This is a genomic window from Hyphomonas sp., assembly GCF_013823385.1.
In the GTDB taxonomy this organism is placed as follows: domain Bacteria; phylum Pseudomonadota; class Alphaproteobacteria; order Caulobacterales; family Hyphomonadaceae; genus Hyphomonas.
Genome location: NZ_PNMA01000010.1, coordinates 14,379 through 41,019, shown reverse-complemented (window position 1 = coordinate 41,019; position 26,641 = coordinate 14,379). Strand labels below are relative to the sequence as shown.

Genomic DNA, 26,641 nt, shown 5'->3' with positions numbered 1-26,641 from the left:
TAGACATTGCCTCAAGTTTTCCATTCGGGCCACACCATGGCTGACAAAAAAGACAGGGGAGGGCCGCCCAAACGCGCGCAGGCCCGCCCCACCACCAGCCGGCCGCTTTATGCTGCGGTCGACCTGGGCACCAATAATTGCCGCCTGCTGGTGGCAGAGCCGCGCGGGCAGACTTTCCGCGTGGTGGATTCCCATTCCCAGATCGCGCGGCTTGGGGAAGGGCTTCACGATACCGGGCGGCTCTCCGAGGCCGCGATCGAACGCGCGCTGGACGCCCTGCATGTGATCCGGCGCAAATTGCGCCATCATGGCGTCGGCCGCGTCCGGTGCATCGCTACCGAAGCCTGCCGCAAGGCCGAGAACGGCGCCGAATTCATCCAGAGGGTGCATTCCGAAACGGGGCTTACCTTCAAGGTAATCGGCGCCAAGGAAGAAGCCCGGCTGGCCACGATCGGCTGCCATGACCTGTTGGTTGCCCCAGCCAAATCCGTGCTGGTGGTCGATATCGGCGGAGGCTCCACCGAACTCTCGCTCCTTGATGCGGAAACCACGCGGGGCCAGGGCCTGAAGGGAATGCTGAACCGCGCGCCCATCATCGACTGGACGAGCCTGAAGATGGGCGTGGTCACGATGAGCGACGCTTTCCGTGAGCACGAGGAGGCGGAAGCCTGGCCGCTGATGCTGGCACGCGCGCGGGAGATTGTCGCCTCATGGCCAGGGCTGGCAGCCGTTCAGGAAAGGCTGGCCGCAGACGAAGGATACCTTATCGGTACGTCGGGAACGGTGACCTGTCTTGCCGGCGTGCATCTGAAGCTGGATCGCTACCGCCGGGACAAGGTGGACGGCGCCTGGATGAGCCGCGATGAAGGCAGCGCAACGATTGATATGCTGCGAGACCTTGGTGTCACCGGCCGCGCCAGGCTGCCAACCATCGGGGAAGAGCGCGCGCCGCTGATGCTTGCGGGCTGCTCGATCATGCAAGCTGTGTGGGAATCCTTTGAAGGCACCCGCCTGCGCGTGGCCGACCGTGGCCTGCGGGAGGGACTTTTGCTGTCGATGATGTATGGTCAACCCAGAAACCGCAACCGCCGCCGGAAAGGCCGCGGTGGCCGCCCCAGCCCTCAGGAGGCTTCAGATGAGTGATGACGACAGGCGGCGGTGGAAAGGTCCGGGGCCGGAGAAACAGGATTCCGGCCGCCGCACGACCGAACGCAAGGTAATCGCCCGCAACGCCCGCACGGAAAGTTCCAAGCGCTGGATCGAACGCCAGCTTCAGGATCCGTATGTCCGCAAGGCAAAGGACGAGGGCTATCGCTCGCGCGCGGCTTACAAGCTCCTGGAAATCGATGAGACGGCCAAGCTCCTGCGCAAGGGACAGCGCGTTGTCGATCTTGGCTGCGCGCCCGGCGGCTGGCTTCAGGTGGCGCTGCAGAAGGGCGCGGCAGAGGTGGTGGGGATCGACCTTTTGCCGCTCGTTCCGATTGAGGGTGCACTGATCATCGAGGGGGACGTCAACAATCCGGAGGATGTAGCGAAAATGCTCGCCGGCCTCTCCGGCCCGCCGGATCTTGTGCTGTCAGACATGGCCGCCAACACGACGGGCCACAAACAGACCGACCATTTGCGCACCGTTGCGCTCGTGGAAATGGCCGTGGCGTTTGCCATCCAGCATCTCGCCGAGGGCGGCGCATTCTGTGCCAAGGTGTTTCAGGGCGGCACGACCAAGGACGTGCTCGACCAGCTGAAACAGCATTTCCGTACTGTGAAGCACATCAAGCCAGCCGCCAGCCGCGCCGGGAGCCCCGAGATCTATGTCGTTGCCAAGGGTTTCCGCAAATAGCTGCGCACTGCCCGTCACTTCGAAGTCGGAAAATAATCCGTGATCAGCGCATGGTAAACCCGCTGCATGGCTGACCGTCTCATGGTAATCGGTGAACTGGACATATTCTGCAGCATGCCGATGAATATCAGATCATGCCTTGGATCTACCCAGAACCATGTTCCTGCGGCCCCATCCCAGTAAAAGCTGCCTTCCGGCGCGCCAAGCCCAGAGGCAATGGTGTCGTCAATCACACCCACGCCAAAACCGAAGCCAACTCCTCGGCCCGGCCGATGGAGGGGGAGACCGGTGGCGGGATCCACGAATGTAAGCCCATTCGTCACCATCATGGAAACCGTTTCGGGTTTCAGCAATGAAACCTCACCGAGAGTGCCCCCATTCAGCAGCATCGCTGCAAAACGTTCATAGTCGGCGATGGTCGAAACAAGTCCGTGTCCACCTGAATAACGTGGAACATCTGAGGCGCCCAGTGTCTGTATCGGGCCCGGCACGAGTTGCATGCCAGCCTCTGGTGTCCAGCCCGTGAGTACTGCCAGTCTCGAACTGTCCGCTTCATCAACGGTAAATCCCGTATCCGCCATGCCGAGAGGGGCGAATATCCGTTCCTGCAGATACTGATCGAGCGATTGCCCCGTAATCCGCTCGATGATAGCTCCCTGAAGATCAGATGCGATGGAATAGGACCAGGCTTCGCCTGGCTGGTATTTGAGGGGTATGCCGGCGACCTTTTTCACCAGGTCGTCGGAGGAGGCGGCGTTGTCGATTTGGCGGGCCAGGAACTGCTGCGAAACATAATCCTGCCGGCCATCGCCATAGCCAAAGCCAGCGGTGTGCAGCAGCAGTTCACGTATGGTCGGGACCCGGTTTGCCGGCCGTGTACGGACGGCCCCAGCAGACTGTCCGTCAAACACTACGAGCTTGCTCATTTCTGGCAGGAATTCGGAGATCGGGTCGTCGAGTTCGAACTTGCCCTCTTCATACAGCATCAGAAGGCCAACCGCCGTCACGGGCTTCGTCATAGAGTAGATGCGATAAATCGTCCGGTCGTCCACCGCATCTGCGCCGTCCAATGTGCGCGTGCCGTGAAAGCCGCTGGCCACACGCTGACCATCTTTTATCAGGACATAGGACAGGCTGGCGACTTTCTTGTCGCGGACAACAGCGGCCATTTCCTGGTCCAGCATCGCCAGGATGGAGGGCATGAAACTCTTGGCCGGGTCGGAGGCCTGGGTTTCGGTCTCAGCGGCGACAACTTCCGGAGCGCCCGCTCCCTTTTGGGCGGGCTGTCCACAGGCTGCAGCGAGGAACAGGGCGCTGAAAACAGCATGTTTCGCCCAGGAGAGTGGTCTCTGCATCTGTCTCAAATCCCGCTTTGTGCTGTACCGCTGGCGGTCGTAGGTCGATTTCACCTTCGCTTCAAGGTCGGACGATTGAATTCACGGGGCCGCTCATGTTTAGCTGCCGGTGATCAACATCGATACGGGGAATAGGAAATGCACCTGTCAGGCGGCTGTTATTGCGGAAACGTCCGGTATGAGGCGGAGGGCGAGCCGCTCATGCGCGCGCGGTGTCATTGCCGCGAATGCCAATACTTCACCGGCGGGGAGGGGAATGATTTCATCGCCATGCCCGCAGCGGGCTTCCGCTTCACCCAGGGGGCGCCCAAGGGATACACCCGTCCGGATTTTCCCGGCGCCGCCACCCGCGAGTTCTGCCCGGATTGCGGAACGCCCTTGCTGACACGGTCGCCGGCGCTACCGGGCGCGCTGATCCTCAAGGTGGGCGCGCTCGACAATCCGGCGGCTTTCGAAGGGCCGCAGGTCATCCTGCAGACCGCCGATGCGCAGGCCTTTCATCATATACCCGAAGGTGTGCGGGCTTTTCCGCGCTTTCCGGGAATGTGATCGAAAACGCAGCATGAGGGGACTTCACAAGCCTTCACGACTCCCTTAGGAGGCCAAAAAGGGAGCTCCCCACATGAAAATCCGACAAGCAATCACCTTTGACGACGTGCTGCTCCAGCCCGGCGCGAGTGAGGTGTTACCCGCAGATGTCGATGTTTCGACCCTGCTGACCAAGTCCATCCCCCTCAATATCCCGCTACTCTCGGCGGCCATGGATACGGTTACCGAAGCGCGCCTCGCCATTGCGATGGCCCAGGCTGGCGGCATCGGCGTCATTCACCGCAACCTGACGATCGAGCAGCAGGCCGGTGAAGTGGCGATGGTTAAGAAGTATGAGAGCGGCGTGGTGATGAACCCCGTCACCATCAGCCCCGAGGCCACGCTCGGAGAGCTTCAGGAACTCAAGAAACGCACGGGCTTCTCCGGCATCCCCGTCGTGGAGAGGAACGGCAAGGTAGTGGGCATCGTCACCAACCGGGACACCCGCTTCGCCGATGACCCGAACGAAAAGGTCGCAAGCCTGATGACCCGCGAAGTGGTCACGGCCCAGATGGACATGGCGCCCAGTGATGCGCGCCGCCTGCTGCACAAGCACCGGATCGAGCGTTTGGTGATCGTCGATCATGAGGGCCGCTGCCTTGGCCTGCTGACCGTCAAGGACATGGACAAGGCCGCCGTTCACCCCAACGCCGCCAAGGACGGGGCAGGGCGCCTGCGCGTTGCGGCCGCTTCCACCGTGGGCGATGCAGGCTTCGAGCGAACCCTCGCCCTGATCGAGGCGGGCGCAGACGCGGTGGTCATCGATACCGCCCACGGCCATTCGATTTCCGTGGCAGAAGCGGTCACCCGCGCCAAGAAGATCTCCAACTCCGTCCAGATCATCGCCGGTAACGTCGCTACGGCTGAGGCCACCAGGGCCCTCATCGATGCGGGCGCAGACGCCGTGAAGGTCGGCATCGGTCCTGGCTCTATCTGCACCACGCGCATCGTCGCGGGCGTCGGCGTGCCGCAGCTCACCGCGATCGAACAGTGCGCCACCGCTGCGCTGGCGTCCGGCATTCCGATCATCGCCGATGGCGGCATCAAGTTCTCCGGCGACTTCGCCAAGGCGCTTGCTGCCGGCGCCTCGACCGCCATGATGGGCTCCATGTTTGCCGGAACTGAAGAAGCGCCTGGCGAGGTCTTCCTCTATCAGGGCCGCAGCTACAAAGCCTATCGCGGCATGGGCAGCCTCGGCGCCATGGCCCGCGGCTCAGCCGACCGTTACTTCCAGAAGGACGCCGCCGCCGAAAAACTCGTGCCGGAAGGCATCGAAGGACAGGTGCCCTTCAAGGGACCGGTCGGCGCCATCATCCACCAGATGGTCGGCGGCCTGCGCGCAGCGATGGGCTATGTCGGCGCCAAGGATATTGCCGAACTCCACCAGAAGGCCGAGTTCGTCCAGATCACCGGCGCTGGCCTCAACGAAAGCCACGTCCACGACGTGATGATGACGCGCGAAGCGCCGAACTATTCGCTGTCGCGCGGCTGATCAGATCCCATCCTGAGGTCTCGGCTCCCGCCACATCGCTTCGAGCGGCGGGGCGCCGGGACCGGGTTCGAACAGCTTCATCCGCTCGAAGCCATGGCTCATATAGAAGCCCGTATTCGCCGGATTGGAGTTTTCCAGATAGCAGGGCAGGCCCGCCTTGTCAGCGGCTGCCAGGGCAGGGTTGATCAGCTGCTTGCCCAGCCCCTTGCCGCGCTCGGCCTTTCGCGTGCCGATGGTGAAGAGGTAAAGGTGGCGGTCCTTGGGATGTTCCCGCGCCATGGTTTCGCCCGCCGTCAGCGCGCGCTTGGCGGCGCCCTTTGAGCCCTTTTGCATCAACGTCCAGACAAGGCCGAGCGTGGCCAGCGCGCCAAGCTCCCGGCGCTGGTCCGACAGGCACCACATCGTTGCCCCGCGATCCCCGGCCAGATGGCAGATTCCGTTGGGGATATAGAGATGCCGCGCCAGTTGCGAGAAAACCGGGGTCAGCGCTTCCGTCCTGCCAAATACCCACAGGTTCACCGGGTCTTCGGCAAACGCCTCGCCGGTGATCTCGCCCAGCCGCCGCCAATCCGCAGCGCCTGCAGCCTGCATACCTTCCGGCAGGTGAATCTCAAGCATGTTCAGCCCTTTGTTGTTTTCAGCAGCCCTATAGGACGCTAACACCCTCGCTTTCGCAACCGGAGAGCCGACACATGCGCAATGGCGGACGCATCAGCGCAGCGATTTCAGTCCTGACGGACGTGCTGCAACGCCATCAACCGGTGAAGATTGCCGTGCGCGACTGGGGCAAACGGGCTCGCTATGCCGGCTCCAAGGACCGCGCCTGGGTGTCGGGCCTGGTTCTGGACGCGCTCCGCCGCCGCAATTCCACGGCCCATCATATGGGTCATGACGATCCGCGCGCGCTGGTGTTCGGCACGCTTCGCTTTGCCTGGGATTGGCCCGCCCGCGATATCGAACAGGCCTGCTATGACGATCACGGCCCCACGCCCCTGACGAATGCAGAGCGCGATGCCCTCATCATGGCGCCCGATCCAACCGCGCCGATCCATGTTCAAGGCGACTTTCCCGAATGGATGACGCCGCATATGGAGCGTGTGTTCGGGCCCGATGCCGTGATCGAGGCGCAAGCCATGGCCGTGCGGGCGGATGTGGACCTGCGCGTCAACACGCTGAAATCGGATGCCGAGAAAGCCGCATTGCCGCTCAAATCCGTCCGCGCGGTGCCTTCAAGGCTCCTTACCAACGCCTACAACATTCCCGCCCGCGATCCGACGGAACGGGAAGACTCCATCGAAGGCATTCCGGCCTTCTCGAAGGGTTGGGTGGAGGTGCAGGATGCCGGTAGCCAGATCGCTGCAGCCGCCGCAAATGCAAAGCCGGGCGAGCAGGTGCTTGATTATTGCGCCGGGGGCGGGGGCAAGACGCTCGCCCTGGCGGCCCAGATGCAGGGCACCGGCCAGATCTATGCCTATGATATCGACGGAAAACGCCTCTCCGCGCTCGTTCCGCGCCTCAAGCGCTCCGGGGCGCACAATGTTCAACTCGTCCACCCCAGCGAAGGCACAAGCCTTGAGCCGCTGGCCGGCCAGATGGACCTTGTGTTCGTCGACGCGCCCTGTACTGGCACCGGAACCTGGCGCCGCAAGCCGGATTCCAAATGGCGCGTAAAACCTGCCCAGCTCGCCAAGCGAATGGACGACCAGCGCCAGATCCTTGCCGAAGCGGCCAACTATGTGAAACCCGGCGGGCGCCTGCTCTATGCAACCTGCTCCTTCCTGATCGAGGAAGACGAGGACCGCGTTGCCGAATTCCTTGCCGCAGATACGCGCTTCCGTGAGGAAGACGCTGCCGAGGCCGCAATTGCTTCGGGTCTTCTGACCGATCACGGCGCCGCCATCGTCCGCAAATTCCGCGGCCCCACCGGCAGCGTCCGCCTCACGCCCCGCCGGGCAGGCACCGATGGGTTCTTCTTCTCCATATTGCGCCGGGAAGCGTGATCCTTCGGCTGCCCAAATTGGCCGGTTGCGCGCTTCACAGCCTTTCGCGTCAGCGAAACCCCCGCTAATAGGGGCCATGACACAGCAAGCCGATTCCGCCCTCAACTCCCATGAACGCGTCCTGATTGTCGATTTCGGCAGCCAGGTGACCCAGCTGATCGCCCGGCGCCTGCGTGAAAGCGGCGTCTATTGCGAAATCCACCCCTTCAACAAGGTCGATGGCGCTTTCCTGAAAGCCTATCACCCGCAGGCGATCATCCTCTCGGGCGGCCCGGCCAGCGTGACCTGGCAAGATGCGCCGCTCGCCGATCAGGCGATATTCGATAGCGGCCTGCCCATCTTGGGTATCTGCTATGGCCAGCAGGTGATGATGCACCAGCTGGGCGGGCGTGTGGAAAGCGGCACCAGCCGCGAATTCGGCCGCGCCTTCATTGAGCCGGTTCAGGCGGACCCGATCCTGGAGGGCCTGTTCGAGGGCGGCAACTCCGAGCAGGTCTGGATGAGCCATGGTGACCATGTGGCAGACATGGCCCCCGGCTTTGGCGTTATCGCAAGATCCCCCGGCGCGCCTTACGCCGTGATCGCCGACCCGGAACGGAAATTCTACGGCACGCAGTTCCATCCTGAAGTCGTCCACACCACCCATGGCGCGCGCCTTTTGCGCAACTTCACGCACGGCGTCGCGGGTCTCAAGGGCGACTGGACGATGGCGGCCTACCGGGCCGAAGCCATCGAGAAAATCCGCGCCCAGGTCGGTAAGGGCAGGGTGATCTGCGGCCTGTCCGGCGGCGTCGATTCCTCGGTGGCCGCCGTTCTTATCCATGAAGCCATTGGCGACCAGCTGACCTGCGTTTACGTCGACCACGGATTGATGCGGGCCGGCGAAAGCGAACAGGTCGTCAGCCTCTTCCGCGAACATTACAATATTCCGCTCATGCACGTAGACGCATCGGACCTCTTCCTCGGCCAGCTCGACGGCGTTACGGACCCGGAGAAAAAGCGCAAGATCATCGGCGGCCTGTTCATTGATGTGTTCGATGCCGAAGCCAGTAAGATCGGCGGCGCCGATTTCCTTGCGCAAGGCACTCTGTACCCGGATGTGATCGAAAGCGTCTCTGCCATCGGCGGCCCCTCCGTCACCATCAAGAGCCACCATAATGTCGGCGGCCTCCCGGCACGGATGAAGATGAAGCTGGTCGAACCGCTGCGCGAACTCTTCAAGGATGAAGTGCGCGCCCTGGGCCGGGAGCTTGGCCTGCCGGAAGCTTTCGTCGGCCGCCATCCTTTCCCCGGCCCAGGCCTGGCCATCCGCATTCCCGGCGCCATCACGCGCGAGAAAGCCGATACGCTGCGCAAGGCCGATGCCATCTACATTGAGGAAATCCGCAAGGCTGGCCTCTATGATGAAATCTGGCAGGCGTTCAGCGTCCTGCTTCCCGTCAACACAGTCGGCGTCATGGGGGACGAGCGCACCTATGAAGCCGTCCTCGCCCTCCGCGCGGTCACGTCCACGGATGGTATGACGGCGGACTATTATCCATTCGATCATGCCTTCCTTGGAAAGGTCGCGACACGGATCATCAACGAGGTGAAGGGCGTGAACCGGGTTGTGTATGATGTCACCTCCAAACCGCCCGGCACAATCGAATGGGAATAGGGGCAGAAATTATGTCAGACAACAAACGTATTGTTCTCTCCAGCGACCACGCCGCCATCAACCTTCGCCAGATGATCGCCGCGCATGTAGCCGCGCAAGGATGGGAGCCGGTCGATATCGGCCCGGTGACGCCGGAAAGCACGCATTACCCCAAGCATGGCGAAGCGGCCGCCCGGCTTGTCGCCTCTGGGGATTGCCGCTTCGGCATCATTCTCTGCGGCACGGGTCAGGGCATCATGATGGCCGCCAACAAGGTGAAAGGTATCCGCTGCGGCGTGTGCAGCGATACATTCTCGGCCCGCATGATCCGCCAGCACAATGATGCAAACATGCTGTCCCTCGGCGTTCGGGTGATTGGCGAAGGCCTCGCGCTGGATATCGTCGATGCGTTTCTTTCTGCCCAGTTTGAAGGCGGCCGCCATGCCACGCGCGTGGATATGATCGGGGCGTTGGAAGCCTAGCGGCGGCCAGAAGGACCAGATGGCACGAAACTTGCGCCAAGTGGGGCTATGGCCAATTCCGCGCCCGGACTGGCCAGAACGGGGCGCCGCTGTATATCTTCCGCAACCGGGCCGGGACGACGGGCTGCGGAATGGCTTCAAAGGCAGTAAGATTTGAGCAGGACAACGGAATTCAGGGGGATCGGAGGGCTGGCCCTTCAGGGCGAGTTCATGGGACACCCGGACGATCCGGCAATTGTCCTGCTCGAACATCCGCAGCAGAGCCCCGGTTTCTGGAGGGATCTGTCCGTCGCCCTCGTAAAGGCGGGCAGGCAGGTCGTCCGCATCGCCCACCTGGAAGCCCCGCCGTCTCCCAAGCGGCGTGACACGGACACGTACACAACCGAAACCCTGCGCGCTGTTCTCAGTCAGCTTCCGATGCGGCCCGTGCTGCTCGCCGCGGGCGATCATGCCGCCGCCGCCATCAGCGCCGTCAGCCAGGATGGCGCCTTGCTCGCAACGGGCCTCGTTCTCATCACGCCGGATATTCATCCGGCTACTGAGATCGCCGTCATTCTGGAAAGCCTTCCGGCCCTGATTATCACCACCGCCCGAGGCGGATCACCCGACGGGATCGCGCATATTGCCAAGGGTATCGCGCATGCCGAGGCTGTGGAAATCGGGGCAGGCGTGCCTTTGTCTGCCGCCGAATGCCTCGATGCCTTCAGCGCCGTGCTGATCGATTTTCTCGAGCGCCGCCTGCCGCGCTCAACGCCCGAATACCGGCTCGGCTCGGACGCACGCACGCTGCGCGATGCCCTCGGCTGTTTCGCCACCGGCGTTACCATTCTGACAGCGCGGGACAGCGCCGGCCAGCCCGTCGGCCTAACCGCCAATTCCTTCACTTCTGTCTCACTCGATCCGCCGCTCCTGCTGGCGTGCATAGCCAAATCCTCGGCGAGCTCGGAAGTCTTCCAGGCATCGGAGCGCTTTGCGGTAAACGTGCTTCACATCGGGCAGCAGCCCGCCTCGATCCGCTTTTCCCGCCGGGACGAGGACCGGTTCGGCGCCACGCCCTGGGAGCCGGGGCTTAACGGCACGCCGGTTCTGACGGGGTCTCTGGCCACATTTGAATGCGCGCGCCATGCTGTCCATGAAGGCGGCGATCACATCATCCTCATCGGCCAGGTGGAGCGCGCCCGGTTTGAACCGCGCCGCGACCCGCTGCTATATTTCCGTGGCAAATACCGCCGCCTGCATTTCACCTGACAGGCCCGGAAAGTCTTAACGAACCCTGATCAGCCCGTAAGGCAGGTCTCCCAAAGAGGGGAAGGGGGTAGGTGCCGGCCGCTCCGGCGCCGATAGAGTCGCCGCGCCGCAAGCTGGCCCAATCCCAAACCAGAAGCTCCAGATGCCACGCCGCAGCCGCGCGCCTTATGCCACGAGTCGCATAATCTATATTATGGGCAATTTTGTTATTTGGGCTTGGCGACGCGTAAGCACCTGAATTCACAATTGATTCTGCACATGGCGCAATCGGATGCGGGCGGGCAGCTCACGTCACGGCCCGCTCGGCCGCCTCAGCCGCTGATCTTGATTTCCATGCCGTCAAAGCCTGGCTCGACATTCGGCGGCAGCGTTTCCAGCAAGGTCCGGTAATCCATGTCGACATGCAGATTGGTGAGCACCGCCCTCGCCGGCTTCAGCGCCTCGATCCACTCCAGCGCCTGGTCGAGATGCGCGTGGGACGGATGCGGCGCATACCGCAATGCATCGATGATCAGCACATCCAGGCCGCCAAGACGTCTCATTGTGGATGCCGGCAACGCGTTAACATCGTTGCAATAAGCGACACCGCCAATCCGGTAACCCATGCACGGGATGGCGCCATGCACCATGGCCACAGGCAAGAATTCCACAGCCCCGCCCGGCCCGCTGACCGAGAATGCGTGCCCGTCATTCACAATGGTGTGCGGCGACAGGATGGCCGGATAACCCTTCCCGCCGACAAAGCAGTACTCAAAGCGCGTCATCAGACTGCCGCGCGCATACGGATCAAAATAGACCGGAATGGCGCTGCGCTGGCGGATGGCCAGGGCGCGCACATCGTCAATGCCGTGGGACTGATCGGCATGATCGTGCGTGTAGATCACGCCGTCCAGATGCGTCACGCTGGCGTCCAGAAGCTGCTCGCGCAGGTCTGGTGACGTGTCGATCAGGATATTGGTAAGCGCGCCGCCTGCGCCTTCTTTCTGTACCAGCGCGCCGCAGCGCCGGCGCCGGTTCCTGGGCTCTGCCGGATCGCACGCGCCCCAGTCACCGCCGACGCGTGGAACGCCGCCGGAGGACCCGGTACCGAGCAGGATGATCCGGGAACCGCTCACGCCGCGCCCACCTTGTCGAACAGTGCCAGGGCGTTCGCCTCTGTGATCGCTTTCACTTCATCCACAGGCATTCCCTTGAGCGCCGCCAGCGCCTCGGCCACGTGGATCAGATAGGAAGGCTCGTTGCGCCGCCCGCGCATCGGAACGGGCGCCAGATAAGGACAATCCGTTTCCAAAATGATCCGTTCGATCGGTACATCCCCCATCACGGCGCGCACATCCTTCGCGCTCTTGAAAGAGAGTATTCCGGAGACGGAAAAATAAGCGCCCAGCTTCAGCGCCCGCTGCGCCAAGCCTTCGCCGCCCGTATAGCAATGCAGCAGCGGCCGGATAGCGCCCTTGGCCATTTCCGCCTCAAGAATATCCGCCATCAGATCGTCCGCTTCCCGCGTATGAAGGATCAGCGGCAGCCCCGTCTCGCGCGCCGCCGAAATGTGTTCCAGAAGGCTCGCCACCTGCTCTTTCTCAGGGCTGTACCCATAATGGAAATCAAGGCCAGTCTCGCCGATCGCCACCACCTTCGGGTCTTGCGCCGCGTCGATCAGCATCTGCGCGGTCACATGCGTAAAATCCTTCGCATGATGCGGATGCGTGCCGACCGAGCACCACATATCGGCATTTGCGCTGGCAATGGCGTGAACGGACGGAAAATTATCAAACCGGTCGCAGATCGCCAGGAAACGCCGCACGCCAGCGCCCCGCGCGCGCGCCAGAACGTCTTCAATATCCTCGGCAAAGGCTTCGCCGTGAAGGTTCACATGGGTATCAAACATCAATCCATCATTCACTTGGCCGCGGCCGCTTCGTGCATCGCCGCGATGATCTTGGAGGCGACCTGCGCCGCGTCCATGTTCAGGGTTTCAGCGTCGCCCGAAAGCCGCGCAAGACCGAGCCAGGCCTTGGCAGCGCGCGGCTCGTTCTCGGCGCGCTGTGCGACCCATTCGAGCACCTCATCGCGGAAAGCCAGCTCCGCTTCCGGCCCGTCACTGGCGGCGCTGAGCGCAGCTGACACGAGCTTGTCAGATGGCTTCGGCATGCCCTTGATCAAGGCCCGCGCGGCGCTGGCGGCATTGATGGCAGCAGGCGAAGACAGCCGCAGGCCGAGCCCCGGCCGGCCACGCGCAAGCCCATGGGCGGCTGCCGGCGCCCCGGCGGCGTCCAGCGCCCGCGCGCAGTCCTCTTCAGACAAGATGGACAGCTGCAACACGCGGCACCTTGAGCGGATCGTCGGGAGGATCGGTCTGGACCGGTGATTGACCAGCAGCAGGATGCTCTGCGGCGGTGGCTCCTCCAGCGTCTTGAGCAGCGCATTGGCGGAGTTCCGGTTGGCCTCGTCAATCGCGTCCACGATGCCGACGCGCCATCCGCCCATGGCCGGCTTCATCTCGAAATGGTGGGTCATCTGGCGGATCTGATCCACCGTGATGTCCTGCGCCAGCTTGCCCTTGTCATTGAGTTCGCGCCGCTGGACGCTCATGTCCGGATGGCTGCCAGCAAGAATGGCGCGCATCACGCCGTCATCGGCCGGCGCGTCAAAGGGCGCCGAGGCGGGCCCGCGCGCGCCCAGGAGATAAGCGCCGATGCGCTCGGCCAGGCGCGCCTTGCCAATTCCGGACGGGCCCTCGATAAGCCAGGCATGATGCAGCCGCCCGCTGCGATAGGCGGAGAGAAAGGACGCCTCCGCCGCTTCATGGCCAAAGAGAGGAAGCGCAGCGCTCACGGCAACACCTTGCCTTGGTCATCCATCAGCGAACGGATATGCGCCCACGACGCTTCTGCGACTTCCTCAGCTGTCTGCCCGGCATCAATTAGCCGGCATCGCCCGGGCTCTGCCTTTGCAATTGCCAGGAAGGCCGCCTGAACCGCCTCATGGAACGCGTCCGGCCTGCGCTCGAACGCGTCGAGCGCCCCGGCGCGCACAGCCCGCCGCTCACGCGCAACGTCCAGTGATACATCCAGAACCAGCGTCATCGAGGGTATCGTATCGCCCAGAACTTCGCGTTCAATCGAGAGCAGGGTGTTTAGCGCCACGCCGCCATCGATAGACTGATAGACGCGCGTGGAATCGGCGAACCGGTCACAGATCACCCAGTCTCCACGTGCCAGCGCCGGCCGGATCAGCTTTTCCAGATGATCCCGGCGCGCCGCATTGACCAGCAGTGCTTCAGACAGGGGCGACCACGCCTCCCCTTCCGGCGGATGCAGCAGGAGATGGCGCGCGGCTTCCGCCAGCGGTGTGCCGCCCGGTTCACGGGTCAGCACCGCCTGGATACCGGCCGCCTCCAGCTTCCGGGCTAGCGCCTTGGCCAGCGTTGACTTTCCGGTGCCTTCACCGCCCTCCAGCGTGATGAAATGTCCGGCTGGCCGCTCACTCATCGCCGCTGGAAATGAACGTGCGCACGCCTTCGAGCGCCATGCCGACGAAGCCGAGCTTCTTCACATCCGCCTCAGCGATGATGGGGGCTTCGGTGGGCTCGGAGCCCTCCATGGTGATTACCAGTTTACCGATCTGATCGCCCTTCTTCACCGGCGCCTTGACCGGGCCGTCGAGCACGATCTCCACCTTGGCCTTGGAGAAGGCGGCCTTGTGGCCGGCCACTTCGATCGGCTCGGCCAGCGAGACGGGCACCGTGCGGCTATCGCCCAGCCAGATGTCAACATCCGGCAGCGCCAGTGTTTCCGGCCCGATCGTTTTCAGTTCGAAGCTCTGGAAGGCAACCCGCATCAGGCGTTCGCTTTCCCGCGCCCGCGCCGCCATCGTGGGCAGGCCGTTGACGACAATCGTGCGGCGCACGCCATCGCGCACCGCCGAGGCCGTCAGGCCATAGCCGGAAGAGGCAAGATGCCCGGTTTTCAGGCCGTCAGCCCCGGCAACTTCAAGCAGCGGATTGCGGTTGGCCTGCGTGTACTGGCGCCAGGTGTAGGAGGGCAGCGAATACCACTCGTAATACTGGGGATATTCATCAATCGTCATCTTCGCCAGGCGGGCAAGGTCTTCGGCCGAAACCACATGGCCTTCGCCTTCAAGGCCCGTCGCATTGACGAAGTTCACCGATTTGAGCCCCAGCTCATGCGCGATCTCGGTCATCCGGCGGGAGAAGGCCTCTTCAGACCCGGAAATGCCCTCGGCCAGCACGATGCAGGCATCATTGCCCGACATGGTGATTACGCCATGCAGCAACTCCTCGACGGTGGGGGTATCCTTGGGCACCAGGCCCATCGTGGACGTGCCGGAAGGGAAGCCGCCCCGGCGCCAGGCATCCTCGCTCACCGTGAACTTGTCCGTCAGCGACAGCTCGCCCCGTTCGATCAGTTTGAAGACGACATACGCCGTCATCATCTTGGTCATCGACGCGGGCGTCATCGGCTCGTCGCCGTTCTTGGAATAGAGGATCTTGCCGGTTGCGTGATCCATGATCACCGCATGGCTCGCCGGCGTGTCGATCATCTGAGCCGAAACACTGGCGCTGCTGAGCGCCCCGAGGGTCAGTAAAGCCGCAAACACCTTGCGAAAGGGAACCACGATATCTTTCTCCTGTGCCGTTCTGGCGGCCGCAGGATATTCAGCGGCCTTCTGCACTGCATAGGCAGGAAAAAGGGCCGGTTTGTGGTCAGCGTCAATGGGGTGGCTGACGGTTCCTCAGTATCCGGTGACGATCCGGCCGTCCGCAGTGCCCTCGGCATAGAGGCGTGCGCGCACCTGTTCGGCGGCGGCCTGATCCTGGAAGGGACCAACGCGGACCCGGAAAAAGTCGGCGCCGTTGACACGGGCGGGCACAATCTCGACCGGAAGCCGCGATTCGACCTGACGCAGCATCGTTTCAGCATTGCCGATGTCCGAGAAGGAGGCGAGCTGCACGAACACGCCGCCCGTTGCCGCTGCAGGGGCCGTGTAGGCCACCGGTTGCGGGGCCACCGTCATCGACATCAGGCGCGGGGTTTGTCCCGCCGGGCCGCCGCCGAGCAATTCGTCTTCTGCAGCAACCGGAGCGGCCGATGCCATTTTCGTTGCGGCGGGCTGGGCAGCTGGCGTCTTCACCGGCGGCAGAACGGGAGCAGGCGCGCCCAAAGTCTGCGAAACGGCCTGGGCCGCCAGCACAGGCGCGGGGCTGAGATAACGCAGACGCACATTGCCCTTCCCGGCTGCGTTCATGCCGAGCGCTTCGGCGGCCTTGCGCGACAGCTGCAGGTTGGCGCCGTCCTCAAACGGCCCACGATCATTCACACGCACCACAACTTCGCGGCCGGTATCCAGATTGGTCACATGCACAAGGCTCGGCAGCGGCAGGCTGGGGTGGGCCGCCGTCATTTCAGCCTGGCTGAAAAGTTCGCCATTGGCCGTGGGCAGGCCCGCGAATTCTTCGCCATACACAATCGCTAGGCCGGTTTCGACGAACTCGCCATTGGCGGCGGCAGGGGCAGTGGGTGGCGCAATGACAGGTGCAGGCTGGGTGTAAGCCATCCCCTGCCCGGCCGGCTCAGGCATCGCCTGAAGCGATGCGCTTTCAACGACCGGACGGGTCGGCACAAGCATCTGCGGCGCCTCGGTCAGTGCGCTCTCACGCGTTGGCCCGGCCAGGGGCGCAACGGTGGTCGAAGCGGTACGCACCTGTGCTGCAGGCTGGGAGTCCGGATAGCGGAACTCAATGCGGGCAGTCGCCTTGTCGATCGGGGCAGAGCTGGCTTGCGGGCGGGCCAGCGGCGCGGGAGCGGCCGGCGCCTGCGCAACGCGATAGGTGGCGGGCGCCGGCGCGTTCATCGCATCGTTCTTGTAGACGATAGGCGCGACACGCGGCCCTGCTTCTGCCGTCGCGCCAAAAGCGCAGGCAAAGGCAAGAACGGAAAGGGCAACCTTGGAACGGCTCACAAAAGTCGAACGCTGGAACGGCATGGGCCGCAAATCTCCTCATTCTGAGTACCGGATCACATTCGGTGGTCCGGGCGGCTTCTGCCGCTTTCAGGATGGTATTTACCATGGGTTGGTGGAATCCCCGTCAACGCCGGCAGGTAATCCAACACGCCGGATTAAGCGCGCAGTAACAGTTTTGGCACCCTTCCCCTCTTGCCTTCCCGGCAGGCTTCGGGGAAACAGCACCGGCCCGGAGGAGTGGCAGAGTGGTTTAATGCGGCGGTCTTGAAAACCGTTGAGCCTTCGCGGGCTCCGGGGGTTCGAATCCCTCCTCCTCCGCCATTTCGGTATAAAACTGGGCACGCCGTTCGCCGCCGATTCTGCGCTATTTGCGGCGGCTAGGGTTCTCAGAAGCTCGTTCTTCGATCCCATGATGCGCACTTCGCGCTCGTCGACCTCGACGCGCTGAGCTAACGCGCGCAGATGATCGCGCCGATAGCCGCCGCCCTCCAACCGCATTTTCTCGCGGGCCGCTGCGGCGAATCTCTCGATCATTTCCGGCGTGACGGCCTGATGAGTGGCGCTGTCGAGCATGGCTTCGGCGCGTTCCGCGTCGGTTTTCGCCTGATCACGAAGGACTTTCAGACCGGCGATGCGCTCTTTCAGCGCCGGATCGTCGAGGTCGGCGACGCCGATCTCGATGGCGTCGTAAAGGCGTTTCAGCCGCAGCTCCGATTCCGTTGCCCGCCGGTTCAGTTCGGCGATGTGCTCACGGCGGCGCTCAGCGCGCTCTTGCCGTCGGTCGAGCACATCGACGAGAACCTCTTCCAGCCGATCAGACGTCAGCAGACGCTCCTCCAGATGCTGAGCAACCAGCGTATCGAGCTTATCCATCGGGATTGTCCGGCCCTTGCAGCCAGTCTCGCCCTGACGCGCCTTGATCGAGCAGGCGTAGTAGCGGTAACGCCCGCTCTTGCCAGTGCGGATGGTCATGGCGCCGCCGCACTTGCCGCAAAAGCAGATCCCCGTCAGCAAGGTTGGTCCTGTCACTACGCGTGGCGGCGCGACCTTGGGATTGCGCGCCTGCATCAGCTTCTGCACGGCGTCGAAGGTCTTGCGGTCTATGATCGGCGGAACCGGAACCGTCACCAGGTCTTCCGGCTTGGTCGGCTCCTTGTTCTTGCGATGCTTGCCCCATTGATGCTCGCCGATATAGGTCCGCCGGGTCAGGATGCGATGAACCTGTCCGATGCCCCAGCGGCCGCCGTCTCGCGTGAAGATGCCCCTGCCATTGAGATGCGTGGCGATCGCTTTGACGCCCATGGCCCCGCGCGTTCCGTCCCCTTCCAGGGCGAGGCGATAGATCAGCCGGATCGTGTCGGCGTGCAGCGGATCGATCTCCAGTTTCTTCTTGGTCTTGGCGCCGCGCTGTTCGGCCGCGACCACGCGATAGCCGACGGGCGGGCGCGAGCCGTTCCAGAAGCCCTGGCGGGCGTTTTCCTTGAGCGCGCGCAGGACGTGCTTGGCGTTCTCCTTGGACTGATATTCATCGAACAGCGCCATGATCTGGCGCATCATGACGTGCATGGGATCGTCGCCCATCTCCTGGGTGATGGAGACGAGCTTGACGCCGTTCTTGGCGAGCTTCCGGACGTAGAACTCCAGCTCGAAATGGTCGCGGAAGAAACGGCTGAATGAGTGGACGACCACGATGTCGAAGGCTGAGGGCTTGGACGTACCCGCCTCGATCATGCGCTGGAATTCGGGGCGCTTGTCGTTCGTTGCTGACGCTCCTGGCTCCACATAGGTCTCGACGAGTTCGTAGCCGCGCGCCTCGCACCACGCTTCGCCCTGGCGTTTCTGGTCAGGGATCGAGACGTCATGCTCGGCCTGCCGCGTCGTCGAGACGCGCAGGTAAAGCGCGGCGCGGAGCTTCACGGCGTTTTGCGGTGCGTTCATGATGCGCCTCCCGCTGCCTTTCGCCATTCCTCGCCGGTCAACGTCAGATCAAGCGAAACACGGTCGTAGAGGACTCGCGGACGCCGCCGGCGCCCTTCCGGTTCCATCTCGACCAAACCGTATTCGGCCATCTTCTTCAGCGTTCGCGACAAGTTCGATTTGGCGCGCCCAGTCATCTCCGCCAACTCGTCAAGCGAAGCCGGTGCGCGTTCGGCGATGGTCCGCAACAGTTCGCGATTACCGGCTGACAGCACCTGGGCAAAGGACTCGGTCGATGTGAACCATACCTTCGGATCGTCCGGCCCCGGCTTTTGCTCGCCGCGGGCGATCCGCATGGTGCGGGCCTTCATCTCCTCATAATCGGCGATGCCGATCTTCAACGTCGTCATTGCAGTACGCCTCGCTCCTTTAACACTGCATCCACCGTCTCCCAGAAATCGACGATCAGGCTCGCGGCATCCTGATAGTCATAGGGACGCACGGTCCGGAGCCGGTGGCGGTGATCCTGCGGTTCTCCGCGTTTGCGGCGGCCGACAGGATGAGCATTGTCGAAGCCGACAAGCCGCTCGCCGTCAGGTCCGTGCAGCGTCAGCGAATAGTCGAGCCCATGGGGCTTCTCCGGGCTAACGGGCACGCGCGTAACGACGAACTTCACCCAATGCCTGCCCGCAGGGTCGATGACGAGCACCTGGCCATCGAGATCGAGCAAGGCGTCAAGGCTCGGATCGTATGTCTCCTCTGTCATATTAGGTTATCTTTAGATGATAACTTTGTCAAGGAGCCAACCGAACCCAAGGGGCCGAACAAATCGTCGAACAGATCACCGAACCAGGCCTCAAACACATCCACTTCGGACGAAGTGACCGGCACGCGCTTCAGCCACTCATCGGTGACGCGCCAGTCGGTCAACTCTGGTTCGGGACGTCCACGCGGCTTCGGTTCCGGAATCTGCGCGTAGTCGTAAAGATCAATTTTTGCCGCGCGCGAACGCTGCCGGCGTTTGGGTACGGAATTGGACATGAAGCGACTGTGCCGCCCCGTAGTACGCGGAGAAATGCTCCGCATCCGGGTGAAGCGTCAATGGCGGCGAAGACAGGTGTTCGGCGGTGCTGCGCCAAATGCCTGGCCAATCAAGACGAACATGTTCCCCGATAAAGAGTAAGAGTTCGGCGGCTTTCGCCGTGACGGGTTTGGAGGTCGAGAGAGAGGCTCTCGGCCGACCTGTCGCGGAGATTGACCCATGACCAACCTTGAAACCCTGGACGGCCGGCGCGACGCGAGCGGCGGCTACAAAGTCGATATCTCGCGCGGAGAGCGGATCGGCCGCGTCTCCTCGGAATGGTTTTCCCGGCCGAATGACGAGCGCTATCTGTCCCTGTCGGAGCTCTACGCGTCGGTGAAGGGCCGCGCCGAGCGCAGCCGCACGCGGACAGTCGAGAGCGCGGCGATCCGCGTTGAAGCCCATCGCGACGATCCGGAAAACCTGGCGCTCATCCTGCCCGACGCCGAGGCGCCGGTCGCGCCGACCCATTGGAGCTTCGGCCAGCTCGCCAGCCTAGTCAGCGCGCCGGCGGCCTATCTGCGCCAGCTCCCGGCGCCGCTTGCGGGCATCAACCTGCAATACGGGCTCACCTCGCACCGAGCCGAGCAGATCAAGACGCTGGAAACCGAAGACGGGCGCACGGAACTGCGCGCCGTCACCGGCCCGGATTATGGCCGCATCTACGACCACGAACTCGTGGCGGCCGTGCAGAAGATCGCGGGGAACGGAACTGGCGATACGCGCTGGAAAGTGCCCGGCACGCTCGACTGGTCGAGCGGCGTCTACAATCCGATGGTCGACATCACCAAGGACACGACCACGCTCTACGCCTCCGACCGAGACGTCTTCCTCTTCCTGGTCGACGACATGAACCCGATCGAGGCGGGCAAGCTGTCCGACGGATCTCCCGATCTCTATTTCCGGGGCTTCTATTGCTGGAATTCTGAAGTCGGCGCGAAGACGCTCGGCATCGCCAGTTTCTATCTGCGCGCCGTCTGCCAGAACCGCAATCTCTGGGGCGTTGAGGACTTCCAGGAAATTAGCATCCGACATTCCAAATACGCCGCCAATCGCTTCGCGCACGAGGCGGCGCCGGCGCTGACCCGCTTCGCTGACTCCTCGCCGCGACCCTTCGTCGAAGGCATTCGAGCAGCGCGCGAGCGCATCGTCGCCCACAGCGACGATGACCGCACCGACTTCCTCCGCAAACGGGGCTTCTCCAAGGCGGAGACGGCCAGAATCGTCGAGACAGTCCTCGCCGAAGAAGGTCGGCCGCCGGAGTCCGTATTCGATTTCGTGCAGGGCATCACCGCCGTCGCCCGGTCGAAGCCGCAGCAGGACACCCGGCTCGAAATGGAGGGCAAGGCGAAGAAGCTCCTCGAGCGCGCGGCGTAGCTGCGGCCGGCGCTCCGCCTTTCCGGTCCGTCGCTTCCTCAAGAGGAAGAGGCGGGCCGGGTTCTCCGTGACGGGTTTGGAGGTCGAGAGAGAGGCTTTCGGCCAGCCCGCCCACGGAGAACTGACATGACCAAGTCTCAGAAAATCACCCTCAGCGCCTCGCGCGACATCCCCTTCAACAAGCTGGTGCTCAGCCAGTCCAATGTCCGCCGCGTCAAGGCCGGCGTCTCGATCGACGAGCTCGCCGAAGACATCGCCCGGCGCACGCTTCTGTCCTCGATCACCGTCCGGCCGGTGCTGGATGAGGACGGCGCTGAAACCGGCATGTTCGAGATCCCGGCCGGCGGACGCCGCTACCGGGCGCTCGAACTGCTGGTCAAGCAGAAGCGTCTGAACCGCACGGCGCCCGTGCCCTGCATCGTGCGCACGGACGGCCTCGCCGAAGAAGACAGTCTCGCCGAGAATGTTCAGCGTGCGCCGCTTCATCCGCTCGACCAGTTCCGCGCCTTCCAGGCGATGCGCGAGAAAGGCAAGAGCGAGGAAGAGATCGCGGCGGCCTTCTTCGTCTCGGCGAACGTCGTCAAGCAGCGGCTCAAGCTCGCCGCTATCGCGCCATCGCTTCTCCACGCCTATGCCGAGGAGGAACTGACCCTCGACCAACTCATGGCCTTCACGGTCAATCCCGACCATGAGCGCCAGGAACAGGTCTGGGAGTCGATCAAACGGACTTATGCGAAACAGCCCTATGAAATCCGCCGCATGCTGACCGAAGGCGCCGTGCGCGCCTCCGACCGGCGGGCGCAGTTCGTCGGGCTCGACGCCTATGAGGTGGCCGGCGGCGCCATCCTTCGCGATCTCTTCCAATCCGACGACGGCGGATGGCTCCATGACGCTGGCCTGCTTGCGAAACTCGTCGATGAAAAGCTCGAAACCCATGCGGAAGCGATCCGCGCCGAGGGCTGGAAATGGATCGAGATCGGCACGGACTTTCCCTACGGCCATACCTACGGTCTGCGCCGGATCATCGGCGAGACCGAGCCGATGAGCGAGGACGAGATCGCGAACTTCCACGCACTGAAAGCCGAATACGATCAGCTTGAGGACGATTACGCCGACGCCGAGGAGTTCCCGGAAGATATCGACACCCGGCTCGGCGAGATCGAAACGGCGATGGAAGCCTTGCAGGAGCGTCCCGTCCGCTTCGAGCCGGATGAAATCGCCGTGGCCGGCGTCTTCGTCAGCATCGGCCATGACGGCCGCCTGCGTGTCGAGCGCGGCTATGTCCGCCCCGAGGATGAACCTTCCGTCGAATCCGACGGACAGGACGAGGTCGATGGGATCGACGCGTCTGACGAGGAGGACGTCGACGACGCTACGCCCCCTGATGCCAGCGACGAGGCGGAAGAGGAAGACGATGGCCTGAAGCCTCTCTCCGACCGCCTCGTCATGGAATTGACGGCGCATCGCACGCTCGCTCTGCGCGACGCGCTTGCCAACGATCCGCAGACGGCGTTCCTCGCCGCCTTGCACGCGATGGCGCTGCGGCTCTTCTACCACTATCCGCTGGATAGCTGCGTCGAGATCACCCCGCACAGCGCCGGTTTCGGCGCCCAGGCGCCGGGCCTTGGCGACACGGCTTACGCGCTCAGCATCGACGATCGCACGACGAGCTGGCTAGGGGCGCTGCCGAAAGCGCCTGAGGATCTGTGGGAGGCGCTGGTCGGGTTCGACAACGATAGCCGCGAGGCGCTGTTCGCGCATTGCGTCGCCATGACCGTCAACGCCGTCCAGGAACCGTACAACCGCCGTCCGCGGGCGCTCGCCCATGCCGATGTGCTGGCGGCGACGCTCGGGCTCGACATGGCGGCGACGGGCTGGGCGCCGACGGGCGAGAGCTATCTCGCTCGCGTCACCAAGGCCCGCATTCTGGAGGCCGTGCGCGAAGCGAAGGGCGAGAATGCATCCGACCGCATCGCCGGCCTCAAGAAACCGGACATGGTCGCGGCTGCCGAAGAGCTTCTCGAAGGAACCGGTTGGTTGCCCGAAGTGCTGCGCATGCCGGCTCTTCCCGACAGCGAAGCGCAATCGGCGGATAACGGCGGCGAACCGGCCATGGGCGATTACGCCGTCATCACCGATGATGAACCTGTCACCGGCAACGCCTTCGCCACTGCGGCCGAGTGACCGGGAGCCAAGCCCCCCAACGGCTCCCGCAGCCGCCCCTGGAGCCCGCCCAATGTGGCGGGCTCCTTCTTTTTTGCTCTCACCATGGAGGCGCAAATGAACAGCGCAGCATCCGAAATCGCACGACGGCTCGGCCGCGAGGCGGAGGCCGTCTGCCGCCATTACCTCTCCAACGGTCGCAAGCAGGGCCGCTACTGGATCGTCGGCGACATCGAGAACACGCCCGGACGCAGTCTTTATGTTCGCCTGACGGGACCAGCCCACGGTCCGGGCGCTGCCGGCAAATGGGCAGACGCCGCCACAGGCGAACATGGCGACCTGCTAGACCTCATTGCCGCTGCGCATCATTTGCAATCCTTCGGCGAGACGCTCGATGAGGCGCGACGATTCCTGAGCTTGCCACGCCCCGAACCGCCACAACGTGAGCGTCAATCCGCGCCCACCGGATCGCCGGAGGCTGCACGGCGCCTCTTCGCCATGGGAAGACCGGTCGGTGGAACGCTCGCCGAGCGCTATCTTCGTCGACGCGGTCTTTCCGGGCTTGGCGACGCGCCAGCGCTGCGATTTCATCCGTGCTGCTACTATTGGCGAGAAGGTCAGCCCAAGGACACCCCACCGGAGACCTGGCCTGCATTGCTCGCCAAGGTCACGGACGTGAACGGCAATCTCACCGGCGTTCACCGCACATGGCTCGATCCGGCGACGGCTCGCAAGGCGCCCCTCGATCCATCACGCAAGGCGATGGGGAACCTGCTCGGCCATGGCGTGCGGATCGGAACTGCGAGCGACATCCTCGCTGCTGGCGAAGGGCTGGAAAGCACGCTCTCCGTGCGCATGGCGTTGCCCAACATGCCCGTCATATCCGCGTTATCGGCCAATCATCTCGCCGCGCTGATCCTGCCGACCGGGCTTCAGCGTCTCTACATCGCTGCCGACGCCGACGAAGCAGGCGACATGGCCACCGCCAATCTGATCAAACGCGCAGGAGCCGTCGGTATCGAAACGATCCGGCTTATTTCTCTTGGCGGCGACTTCAACGAAGACCTCCGCAAGCTCGGACGGGACGACCTAAGGACGCATCTGGGTCAGCAACTGGCCACGGCCGATTTCTCACGGCTGCTTTCCGACGAACACTGAGCGGCTGAGCAGGCCCGTCATTAGTCTGGTCGCTATCGTCAGATCACCTCCTAATTGGAGAGCCTCGCCTTCGGCCTTCCGAGAGGAGCGAGACGGAGCGGAGACTGGCCGGGCCGGCAACGGCTACGGCGACACTCTTTTCCGCCGCCGGGCGTAATGGCCCGGCTTTGCATCGCGAAACAAAAGAGCGCCGCCTTCGCCGTCCTCCGCCTCTGGCTTCGGCCGCCGTGGCGGTGCAGTCCCGGACAGCCCCCGCTTTCCCGTCGCTCGGGAAGGCCGCGAGAGGCGCGGCTCATGCCGAACAGGAGACGATCCCATGACCGCCGAGACCACCGAACCAATGGCCAGCTCCGCAACCGCGGCCGTACTCGAAGAATTGCAGCTTTATGGCTATCGGCCTTTCGCCGACGAACCCGACCCGAGACCCTTGCCCGAAGCCGACGCCCTCCAGGGTGCGATAGCCGACATCTTCGACGCGCTCGCCGCCACGCTGGAAGACACGCGTCTCGAACCGGATCTCGAAGACCTGCTCTGGTCCGTGACCAACCTGTTTCATCGCACAGCGGCCCGCGTCGACCGCGACCTGGACGACAATGAGCAGGCCCAGAAACGCTCGCAGCGCGAACAGGACGGGTCGGAAATTCGCTCGGTCGAACTTGAAGCCCTGACGGCGCAAGGAACCACGCTGATCGAGCGGCGCAACGCTTACGAGCTCATGCGCGATATCGCCGCCGACCACTTCGAGACCCATATCGGTCAGACCTGGCGACCGCACTCGGGATCACGGATCAGTCACCGGACGCTGACGGCGGCCATGATCGACAGCCGCGACTATCTCTCGGCGAAGCGGCGCGCGGAGATCGAACCCCTCCTGCCAAGCGGACCACGGGTTGCGTTCTCCGGCGGACTGGACGTCACCGACCATCGGGCGATCTGGGATGCGCTGGACCGTGTGAAGGCCAAGCACGCCGACATGGTGCTCCTGCATGGCGGATCGCCCAAAGGCGCCGAGAAGATCGCCGCGTGCTGGGCCGATAACCGCAAATGCCAGCAAATCGTCTTCAAGCCGGACTGGAAGCGCCACGGCAAGGCGGCGCCGTTCAAGCGCAACGACGCGCTTCTTGAGGCGATGCCCATCGGCCTCATCCTCTTTCCGGGGTCGGGAATTACGGACAATCTGGCAGACAAGGCCAAAAAGCTCGGCGTCCCGCTCTTCGATTTCAGGCCGAAGAACAACAAAGCGCAGGCAGCGTGATGCCTGAGATGCATCACCTGATGCGCGCGCCGGAAGGTTTCGGCGTGCGCTGCTTTGCGCTATACTTCGAAAAGCGCCGTGGCGGTTGGTGGAGGCGCTCCATCCATGAAGGAGACCGCCCATGTTTCTGTCCGCATTGCTGAGCGTTGTCGGCCTCGGCTTTCTCTGCTGGCTGTTATTCAGCCTGGCCGTCTATGCGCTTCCGTTCTTCGTCGCCGTTACTGTCGGCTACTATGCGTTTGAAAACGGCGCGGGGCCGATCGGCGCCATCGCTGTCGCACTATTCGCCGGCGCAGTCGCTCTTATCCTCGGGCAAGTCGCGTTCGCCACGATACGGTCACCGACCATCCGCCTGGCGATCGGCGCGCTCTATGCCTTGCCGGCCGGGTTGGCCGGTTTTCACGCGGTCAAGGGTCTCTCTGAGACCGGCGGCGCGGGCGAGACGTGGACCCTCATCTTCGCAAGCATCGGTGCAATCATCGTCGGCGCGACAGCATGGGTGCGCATCGCATCCCTTGCAGGACCAGAGACGCAGTCCGGCGGTGTCAATTCGCATCATGCTTGATACGCAGCCACAGACGGCTAAATCGCTCACGTCAATGGGGATTCACTCCACGGTTAAGGTTCAGATAAGTGGAAACCGGGATCGTGCTTGACACGTTCCGCAGCCACTTTCGTGCGTTGAAGGAACATGCCCAATCCGGCCCTTGGCGCGCAAGGTCAGAATGGAGCGGTCTCGTTCAAATCTATCCGGCGTGGTTTTAACTTTTTCTCTGAAACGATGTCGATCGCTCATCGCCTACGCTCGTTGCCGGCGTTTTTCGACTGTCGCGCTGGCCGGTGACGAACTTCTCCTGAGCCTCATCACCCACGCCCGACACGGCCTCTCATGGACTGATCTGGCCGGTATCGGCTGACGCCTCGACCGCCTTGGCCGCAACGGCGGAGCCGAACTTTCTTCCCCTGGGCTACGCCCATTCCTCGCGAAACAAGAAACTCCGTCTCCGCTGTCCTCCGCATACGCTCCGGGTCCTCCGGACTGCGTCGGCGGTCGTCCCGGCCTT

Annotated in this window: 24 protein-coding genes, 1 tRNA gene and 1 pseudogene; 14 read left to right on the top strand and 12 right to left on the bottom strand. The window is 63.4% G+C overall.

The features are described 5' to 3' along the window. Window positions 1-36 precede the first annotated feature (36 nt). Together C0456_RS08120 and C0456_RS08115 are read left to right on the top strand one after the other, a co-directional pair. On the top strand, window positions 37-1,143 hold the full coding sequence (locus C0456_RS08120; protein ID WP_291050375.1) for a Ppx/GppA phosphatase family protein: 1,107 nt from the start codon (window positions 37-39) through the stop codon (window positions 1,141-1,143). Further along, on the top strand, window positions 1,136-1,840 hold the full coding sequence (locus C0456_RS08115; RefSeq protein WP_291050373.1) for an RlmE family RNA methyltransferase: 705 nt from the start codon (window positions 1,136-1,138) through the stop codon (window positions 1,838-1,840). The genes C0456_RS08120 and C0456_RS08115 overlap by 8 nt, the downstream gene beginning before the upstream one ends. Before the next feature lie 14 nt (window positions 1,841-1,854). Here the strand turns inward: C0456_RS08115 and C0456_RS08110 are convergent, their stop codons facing one another. After that, complete coding sequence (locus C0456_RS08110; protein ID WP_291050371.1) at window positions 1,855-3,195, bottom strand: serine hydrolase; 1,341 nt, start codon at window positions 3,193-3,195, stop codon at window positions 1,855-1,857. Window positions 3,196-3,333: 138 nt separating this feature from the next. On the opposite strand from C0456_RS08110, the gene C0456_RS08105 reads away from it, so the two are divergent. Then, the gene (locus C0456_RS08105; RefSeq protein ID WP_291050370.1) at window positions 3,334-3,744 is read left to right on the top strand and encodes a GFA family protein; all 411 of its coding nucleotides are present in this window, start codon (window positions 3,334-3,336) and stop codon (window positions 3,742-3,744) included. Window positions 3,745-3,817: 73 nt separating this feature from the next. Further along, the gene (gene guaB / locus C0456_RS08100; RefSeq protein WP_291050369.1) at window positions 3,818-5,275 is read left to right on the top strand and encodes an IMP dehydrogenase; all 1,458 of its coding nucleotides are present in this window, start codon (window positions 3,818-3,820) and stop codon (window positions 5,273-5,275) included. On the opposite strand, the gene C0456_RS08095 is transcribed toward guaB, so the two are convergent. Further along, window positions 5,276-5,893, bottom strand: a complete 618-nt coding sequence (locus C0456_RS08095; protein ID WP_291050367.1) for an N-acetyltransferase — start codon at window positions 5,891-5,893, stop codon at window positions 5,276-5,278. A gap of 74 nt (window positions 5,894-5,967) precedes the next feature. On the opposite strand from C0456_RS08095, the gene C0456_RS08090 reads away from it, so the two are divergent. The 4 genes from C0456_RS08090 (at window position 5,968) to C0456_RS08075 (ending at window position 10,641) form a co-directional block, all read left to right on the top strand. Further along, window positions 5,968-7,275: an RsmB/NOP family class I SAM-dependent RNA methyltransferase gene (locus C0456_RS08090; protein ID WP_291050365.1), complete on the top strand. Its 1,308-nt coding sequence runs from the start codon at window positions 5,968-5,970 to the stop codon at window positions 7,273-7,275. Between the two features lie 76 nt (window positions 7,276-7,351). Continuing rightward, on the top strand, window positions 7,352-8,932 hold the full coding sequence (gene guaA / locus C0456_RS08085; protein WP_291050363.1) for a glutamine-hydrolyzing GMP synthase: 1,581 nt from the start codon (window positions 7,352-7,354) through the stop codon (window positions 8,930-8,932). A gap of 11 nt (window positions 8,933-8,943) precedes the next feature. Continuing rightward, entirely contained in the window at window positions 8,944-9,393 is a 450-nt protein-coding gene (gene rpiB, locus C0456_RS08080; protein WP_291050361.1) for a ribose 5-phosphate isomerase B, read from the top strand. Between the two features lie 153 nt (window positions 9,394-9,546). Continuing rightward, window positions 9,547-10,641 carry a flavin reductase family protein gene (locus tag C0456_RS08075; protein WP_291050359.1) on the top strand — a complete coding sequence of 365 codons (1,095 nt, stop codon included), beginning with the start codon at window positions 9,547-9,549 and terminating at the stop codon, window positions 10,639-10,641. A 311-nt stretch (window positions 10,642-10,952) separates the two neighbouring features. Here C0456_RS08075 and C0456_RS08070 read toward each other — a convergent pair whose 3' ends face one another. The 6 genes from C0456_RS08070 to C0456_RS08045 all read right to left on the bottom strand — a co-directional run bounded on the left by C0456_RS08070 (window position 10,953) and on the right by C0456_RS08045 (window position 16,647). Continuing rightward, window positions 10,953-11,756 carry an MBL fold metallo-hydrolase gene (locus C0456_RS08070; RefSeq protein ID WP_291050357.1) on the bottom strand — a complete coding sequence of 268 codons (804 nt, stop codon included), beginning with the start codon at window positions 11,754-11,756 and terminating at the stop codon, window positions 10,953-10,955. Beyond that, entirely contained in the window at window positions 11,753-12,529 is a 777-nt protein-coding gene (locus tag C0456_RS08065; protein WP_291050355.1) for a TatD family hydrolase, read from the bottom strand. Before C0456_RS08065 ends, C0456_RS08070 begins: the two co-directional genes overlap by 4 nt. A gap of 11 nt (window positions 12,530-12,540) precedes the next feature. Further along, window positions 12,541-13,476 carry a hypothetical protein gene (locus C0456_RS08060; protein ID WP_291050354.1) on the bottom strand — a complete coding sequence of 312 codons (936 nt, stop codon included), beginning with the start codon at window positions 13,474-13,476 and terminating at the stop codon, window positions 12,541-12,543. Beyond that, window positions 13,473-14,132 (bottom strand): dTMP kinase, encoded by a 660-nt coding sequence (gene tmk, locus C0456_RS08055; protein WP_291050352.1) that lies wholly within the window; start codon window positions 14,130-14,132, stop codon window positions 13,473-13,475. Before tmk ends, C0456_RS08060 begins: the two co-directional genes overlap by 4 nt. Next, complete coding sequence (locus C0456_RS08050) at window positions 14,125-15,279, bottom strand: D-alanyl-D-alanine carboxypeptidase family protein (RefSeq protein WP_291050350.1); 1,155 nt, start codon at window positions 15,277-15,279, stop codon at window positions 14,125-14,127. Before C0456_RS08050 ends, tmk begins: the two co-directional genes overlap by 8 nt. A 117-nt stretch (window positions 15,280-15,396) precedes the next feature. Then, on the bottom strand, window positions 15,397-16,647 hold the full coding sequence (locus C0456_RS08045; RefSeq protein WP_291050348.1) for an SPOR domain-containing protein: 1,251 nt from the start codon (window positions 16,645-16,647) through the stop codon (window positions 15,397-15,399). 210 nt (window positions 16,648-16,857) lie between these two features. Here C0456_RS08045 and C0456_RS08040 point away from each other — a divergent pair. After that, window positions 16,858-16,947: transfer RNA gene (locus tag C0456_RS08040), tRNA-Ser, on the top strand. Here the strand turns inward: C0456_RS08040 and C0456_RS20915 are convergent. The 4 genes and pseudogenes from C0456_RS20915 to C0456_RS08020 form a co-directional block, all read right to left on the bottom strand. Then, window positions 16,918-18,564, bottom strand: a pseudogene (locus C0456_RS20915) (recombinase family protein); the annotation flags it as partial. The gene C0456_RS08040 and the pseudogene C0456_RS20915 overlap by 30 nt on opposite strands. Continuing rightward, complete coding sequence (locus C0456_RS08030) at window positions 18,561-18,953, bottom strand: helix-turn-helix domain-containing protein (RefSeq protein ID WP_009802170.1); 393 nt, start codon at window positions 18,951-18,953, stop codon at window positions 18,561-18,563. The gene C0456_RS08030 and the pseudogene C0456_RS20915, both read right to left, overlap by 4 nt. Beyond that, window positions 18,950-19,309 carry a DUF6516 family protein gene (locus C0456_RS08025; RefSeq protein WP_009802169.1) on the bottom strand — a complete coding sequence of 120 codons (360 nt, stop codon included), beginning with the start codon at window positions 19,307-19,309 and terminating at the stop codon, window positions 18,950-18,952. The genes C0456_RS08030 and C0456_RS08025 overlap by 4 nt, the downstream gene beginning before the upstream one ends. After that, a complete protein-coding gene (locus tag C0456_RS08020) occupies window positions 19,306-19,584 on the bottom strand; it encodes a hypothetical protein (RefSeq protein WP_206740500.1) in 279 nt (92 codons plus the stop codon). Before C0456_RS08020 ends, C0456_RS08025 begins: the two co-directional genes overlap by 4 nt. Window positions 19,585-19,804: 220 nt before the next feature. On the opposite strand from C0456_RS08020, the gene C0456_RS08015 reads away from it, so the two are divergent. The 5 genes from C0456_RS08015 (at window position 19,805) to C0456_RS07995 (ending at window position 26,142) form a co-directional block, all read left to right on the top strand. Beyond that, a complete protein-coding gene (locus C0456_RS08015) occupies window positions 19,805-21,001 on the top strand; it encodes a hypothetical protein (RefSeq protein ID WP_009802168.1) in 1,197 nt (398 codons plus the stop codon). A 126-nt stretch (window positions 21,002-21,127) separates the two neighbouring features. Beyond that, window positions 21,128-23,185, top strand: coding sequence for a ParB/RepB/Spo0J family partition protein (locus C0456_RS08010; protein ID WP_112062389.1), 2,058 nt, complete (start codon window positions 21,128-21,130; stop codon window positions 23,183-23,185). Between the two features lie 96 nt (window positions 23,186-23,281). Further along, the gene (locus C0456_RS08005; protein ID WP_040613343.1) at window positions 23,282-24,322 is read left to right on the top strand and encodes a toprim domain-containing protein; all 1,041 of its coding nucleotides are present in this window, start codon (window positions 23,282-23,284) and stop codon (window positions 24,320-24,322) included. A 316-nt stretch (window positions 24,323-24,638) separates the two neighbouring features. Further along, complete coding sequence (locus C0456_RS08000) at window positions 24,639-25,577, top strand: DUF2493 domain-containing protein (RefSeq protein WP_009802165.1); 939 nt, start codon at window positions 24,639-24,641, stop codon at window positions 25,575-25,577. A gap of 121 nt (window positions 25,578-25,698) precedes the next feature. Then, window positions 25,699-26,142 carry a hypothetical protein gene (locus C0456_RS07995; protein ID WP_009802164.1) on the top strand — a complete coding sequence of 148 codons (444 nt, stop codon included), beginning with the start codon at window positions 25,699-25,701 and terminating at the stop codon, window positions 26,140-26,142. The last annotated feature ends 499 nt before the right edge of the window (window positions 26,143-26,641 follow it).

Coding starts and splice junctions, on each gene's coding strand:
- C0456_RS08120 (WP_291050375.1), top strand. CDS start 37: ATGGCTGACAAAAAAGACAGGGGAGGGCCGCCCAAACGCGCGCAGGCC.
- C0456_RS08115 (WP_291050373.1), top strand. CDS start 1,136: ATGAGTGATGACGACAGGCGGCGGTGGAAAGGTCCGGGGCCGGAGAAA.
- C0456_RS08110 (WP_291050371.1), bottom strand. CDS start 3,195: ATGCAGAGACCACTCTCCTGGGCGAAACATGCTGTTTTCAGCGCCCTG.
- C0456_RS08105 (WP_291050370.1), top strand. CDS start 3,334: ATGCACCTGTCAGGCGGCTGTTATTGCGGAAACGTCCGGTATGAGGCG.
- guaB (WP_291050369.1), top strand. CDS start 3,818: ATGAAAATCCGACAAGCAATCACCTTTGACGACGTGCTGCTCCAGCCC.
- C0456_RS08095 (WP_291050367.1), bottom strand. CDS start 5,893: ATGCTTGAGATTCACCTGCCGGAAGGTATGCAGGCTGCAGGCGCTGCG.
- C0456_RS08090 (WP_291050365.1), top strand. CDS start 5,968: ATGCGCAATGGCGGACGCATCAGCGCAGCGATTTCAGTCCTGACGGAC.
- guaA (WP_291050363.1), top strand. CDS start 7,352: ATGACACAGCAAGCCGATTCCGCCCTCAACTCCCATGAACGCGTCCTG.
- rpiB (WP_291050361.1), top strand. CDS start 8,944: ATGTCAGACAACAAACGTATTGTTCTCTCCAGCGACCACGCCGCCATC.
- C0456_RS08065 (WP_291050355.1), bottom strand. CDS start 12,529: ATGTTTGATACCCATGTGAACCTTCACGGCGAAGCCTTTGCCGAGGAT.
- tmk (WP_291050352.1), bottom strand. CDS start 14,132: ATGAGTGAGCGGCCAGCCGGACATTTCATCACGCTGGAGGGCGGTGAA.
- C0456_RS08045 (WP_291050348.1), bottom strand. CDS start 16,647: ATGCCGTTCCAGCGTTCGACTTTTGTGAGCCGTTCCAAGGTTGCCCTT.
- C0456_RS08030 (WP_009802170.1), bottom strand. CDS start 18,953: ATGACGACGTTGAAGATCGGCATCGCCGATTATGAGGAGATGAAGGCC.
- C0456_RS08025 (WP_009802169.1), bottom strand. CDS start 19,309: ATGACAGAGGAGACATACGATCCGAGCCTTGACGCCTTGCTCGATCTC.
- C0456_RS08020 (WP_206740500.1), bottom strand. CDS start 19,584: ATGTCCAATTCCGTACCCAAACGCCGGCAGCGTTCGCGCGCGGCAAAA.
- C0456_RS08015 (WP_009802168.1), top strand. CDS start 19,805: ATGACCAACCTTGAAACCCTGGACGGCCGGCGCGACGCGAGCGGCGGC.
- C0456_RS08010 (WP_112062389.1), top strand. CDS start 21,128: ATGACCAAGTCTCAGAAAATCACCCTCAGCGCCTCGCGCGACATCCCC.
- C0456_RS08005 (WP_040613343.1), top strand. CDS start 23,282: ATGAACAGCGCAGCATCCGAAATCGCACGACGGCTCGGCCGCGAGGCG.
- C0456_RS08000 (WP_009802165.1), top strand. CDS start 24,639: ATGACCGCCGAGACCACCGAACCAATGGCCAGCTCCGCAACCGCGGCC.
- C0456_RS07995 (WP_009802164.1), top strand. CDS start 25,699: ATGTTTCTGTCCGCATTGCTGAGCGTTGTCGGCCTCGGCTTTCTCTGC.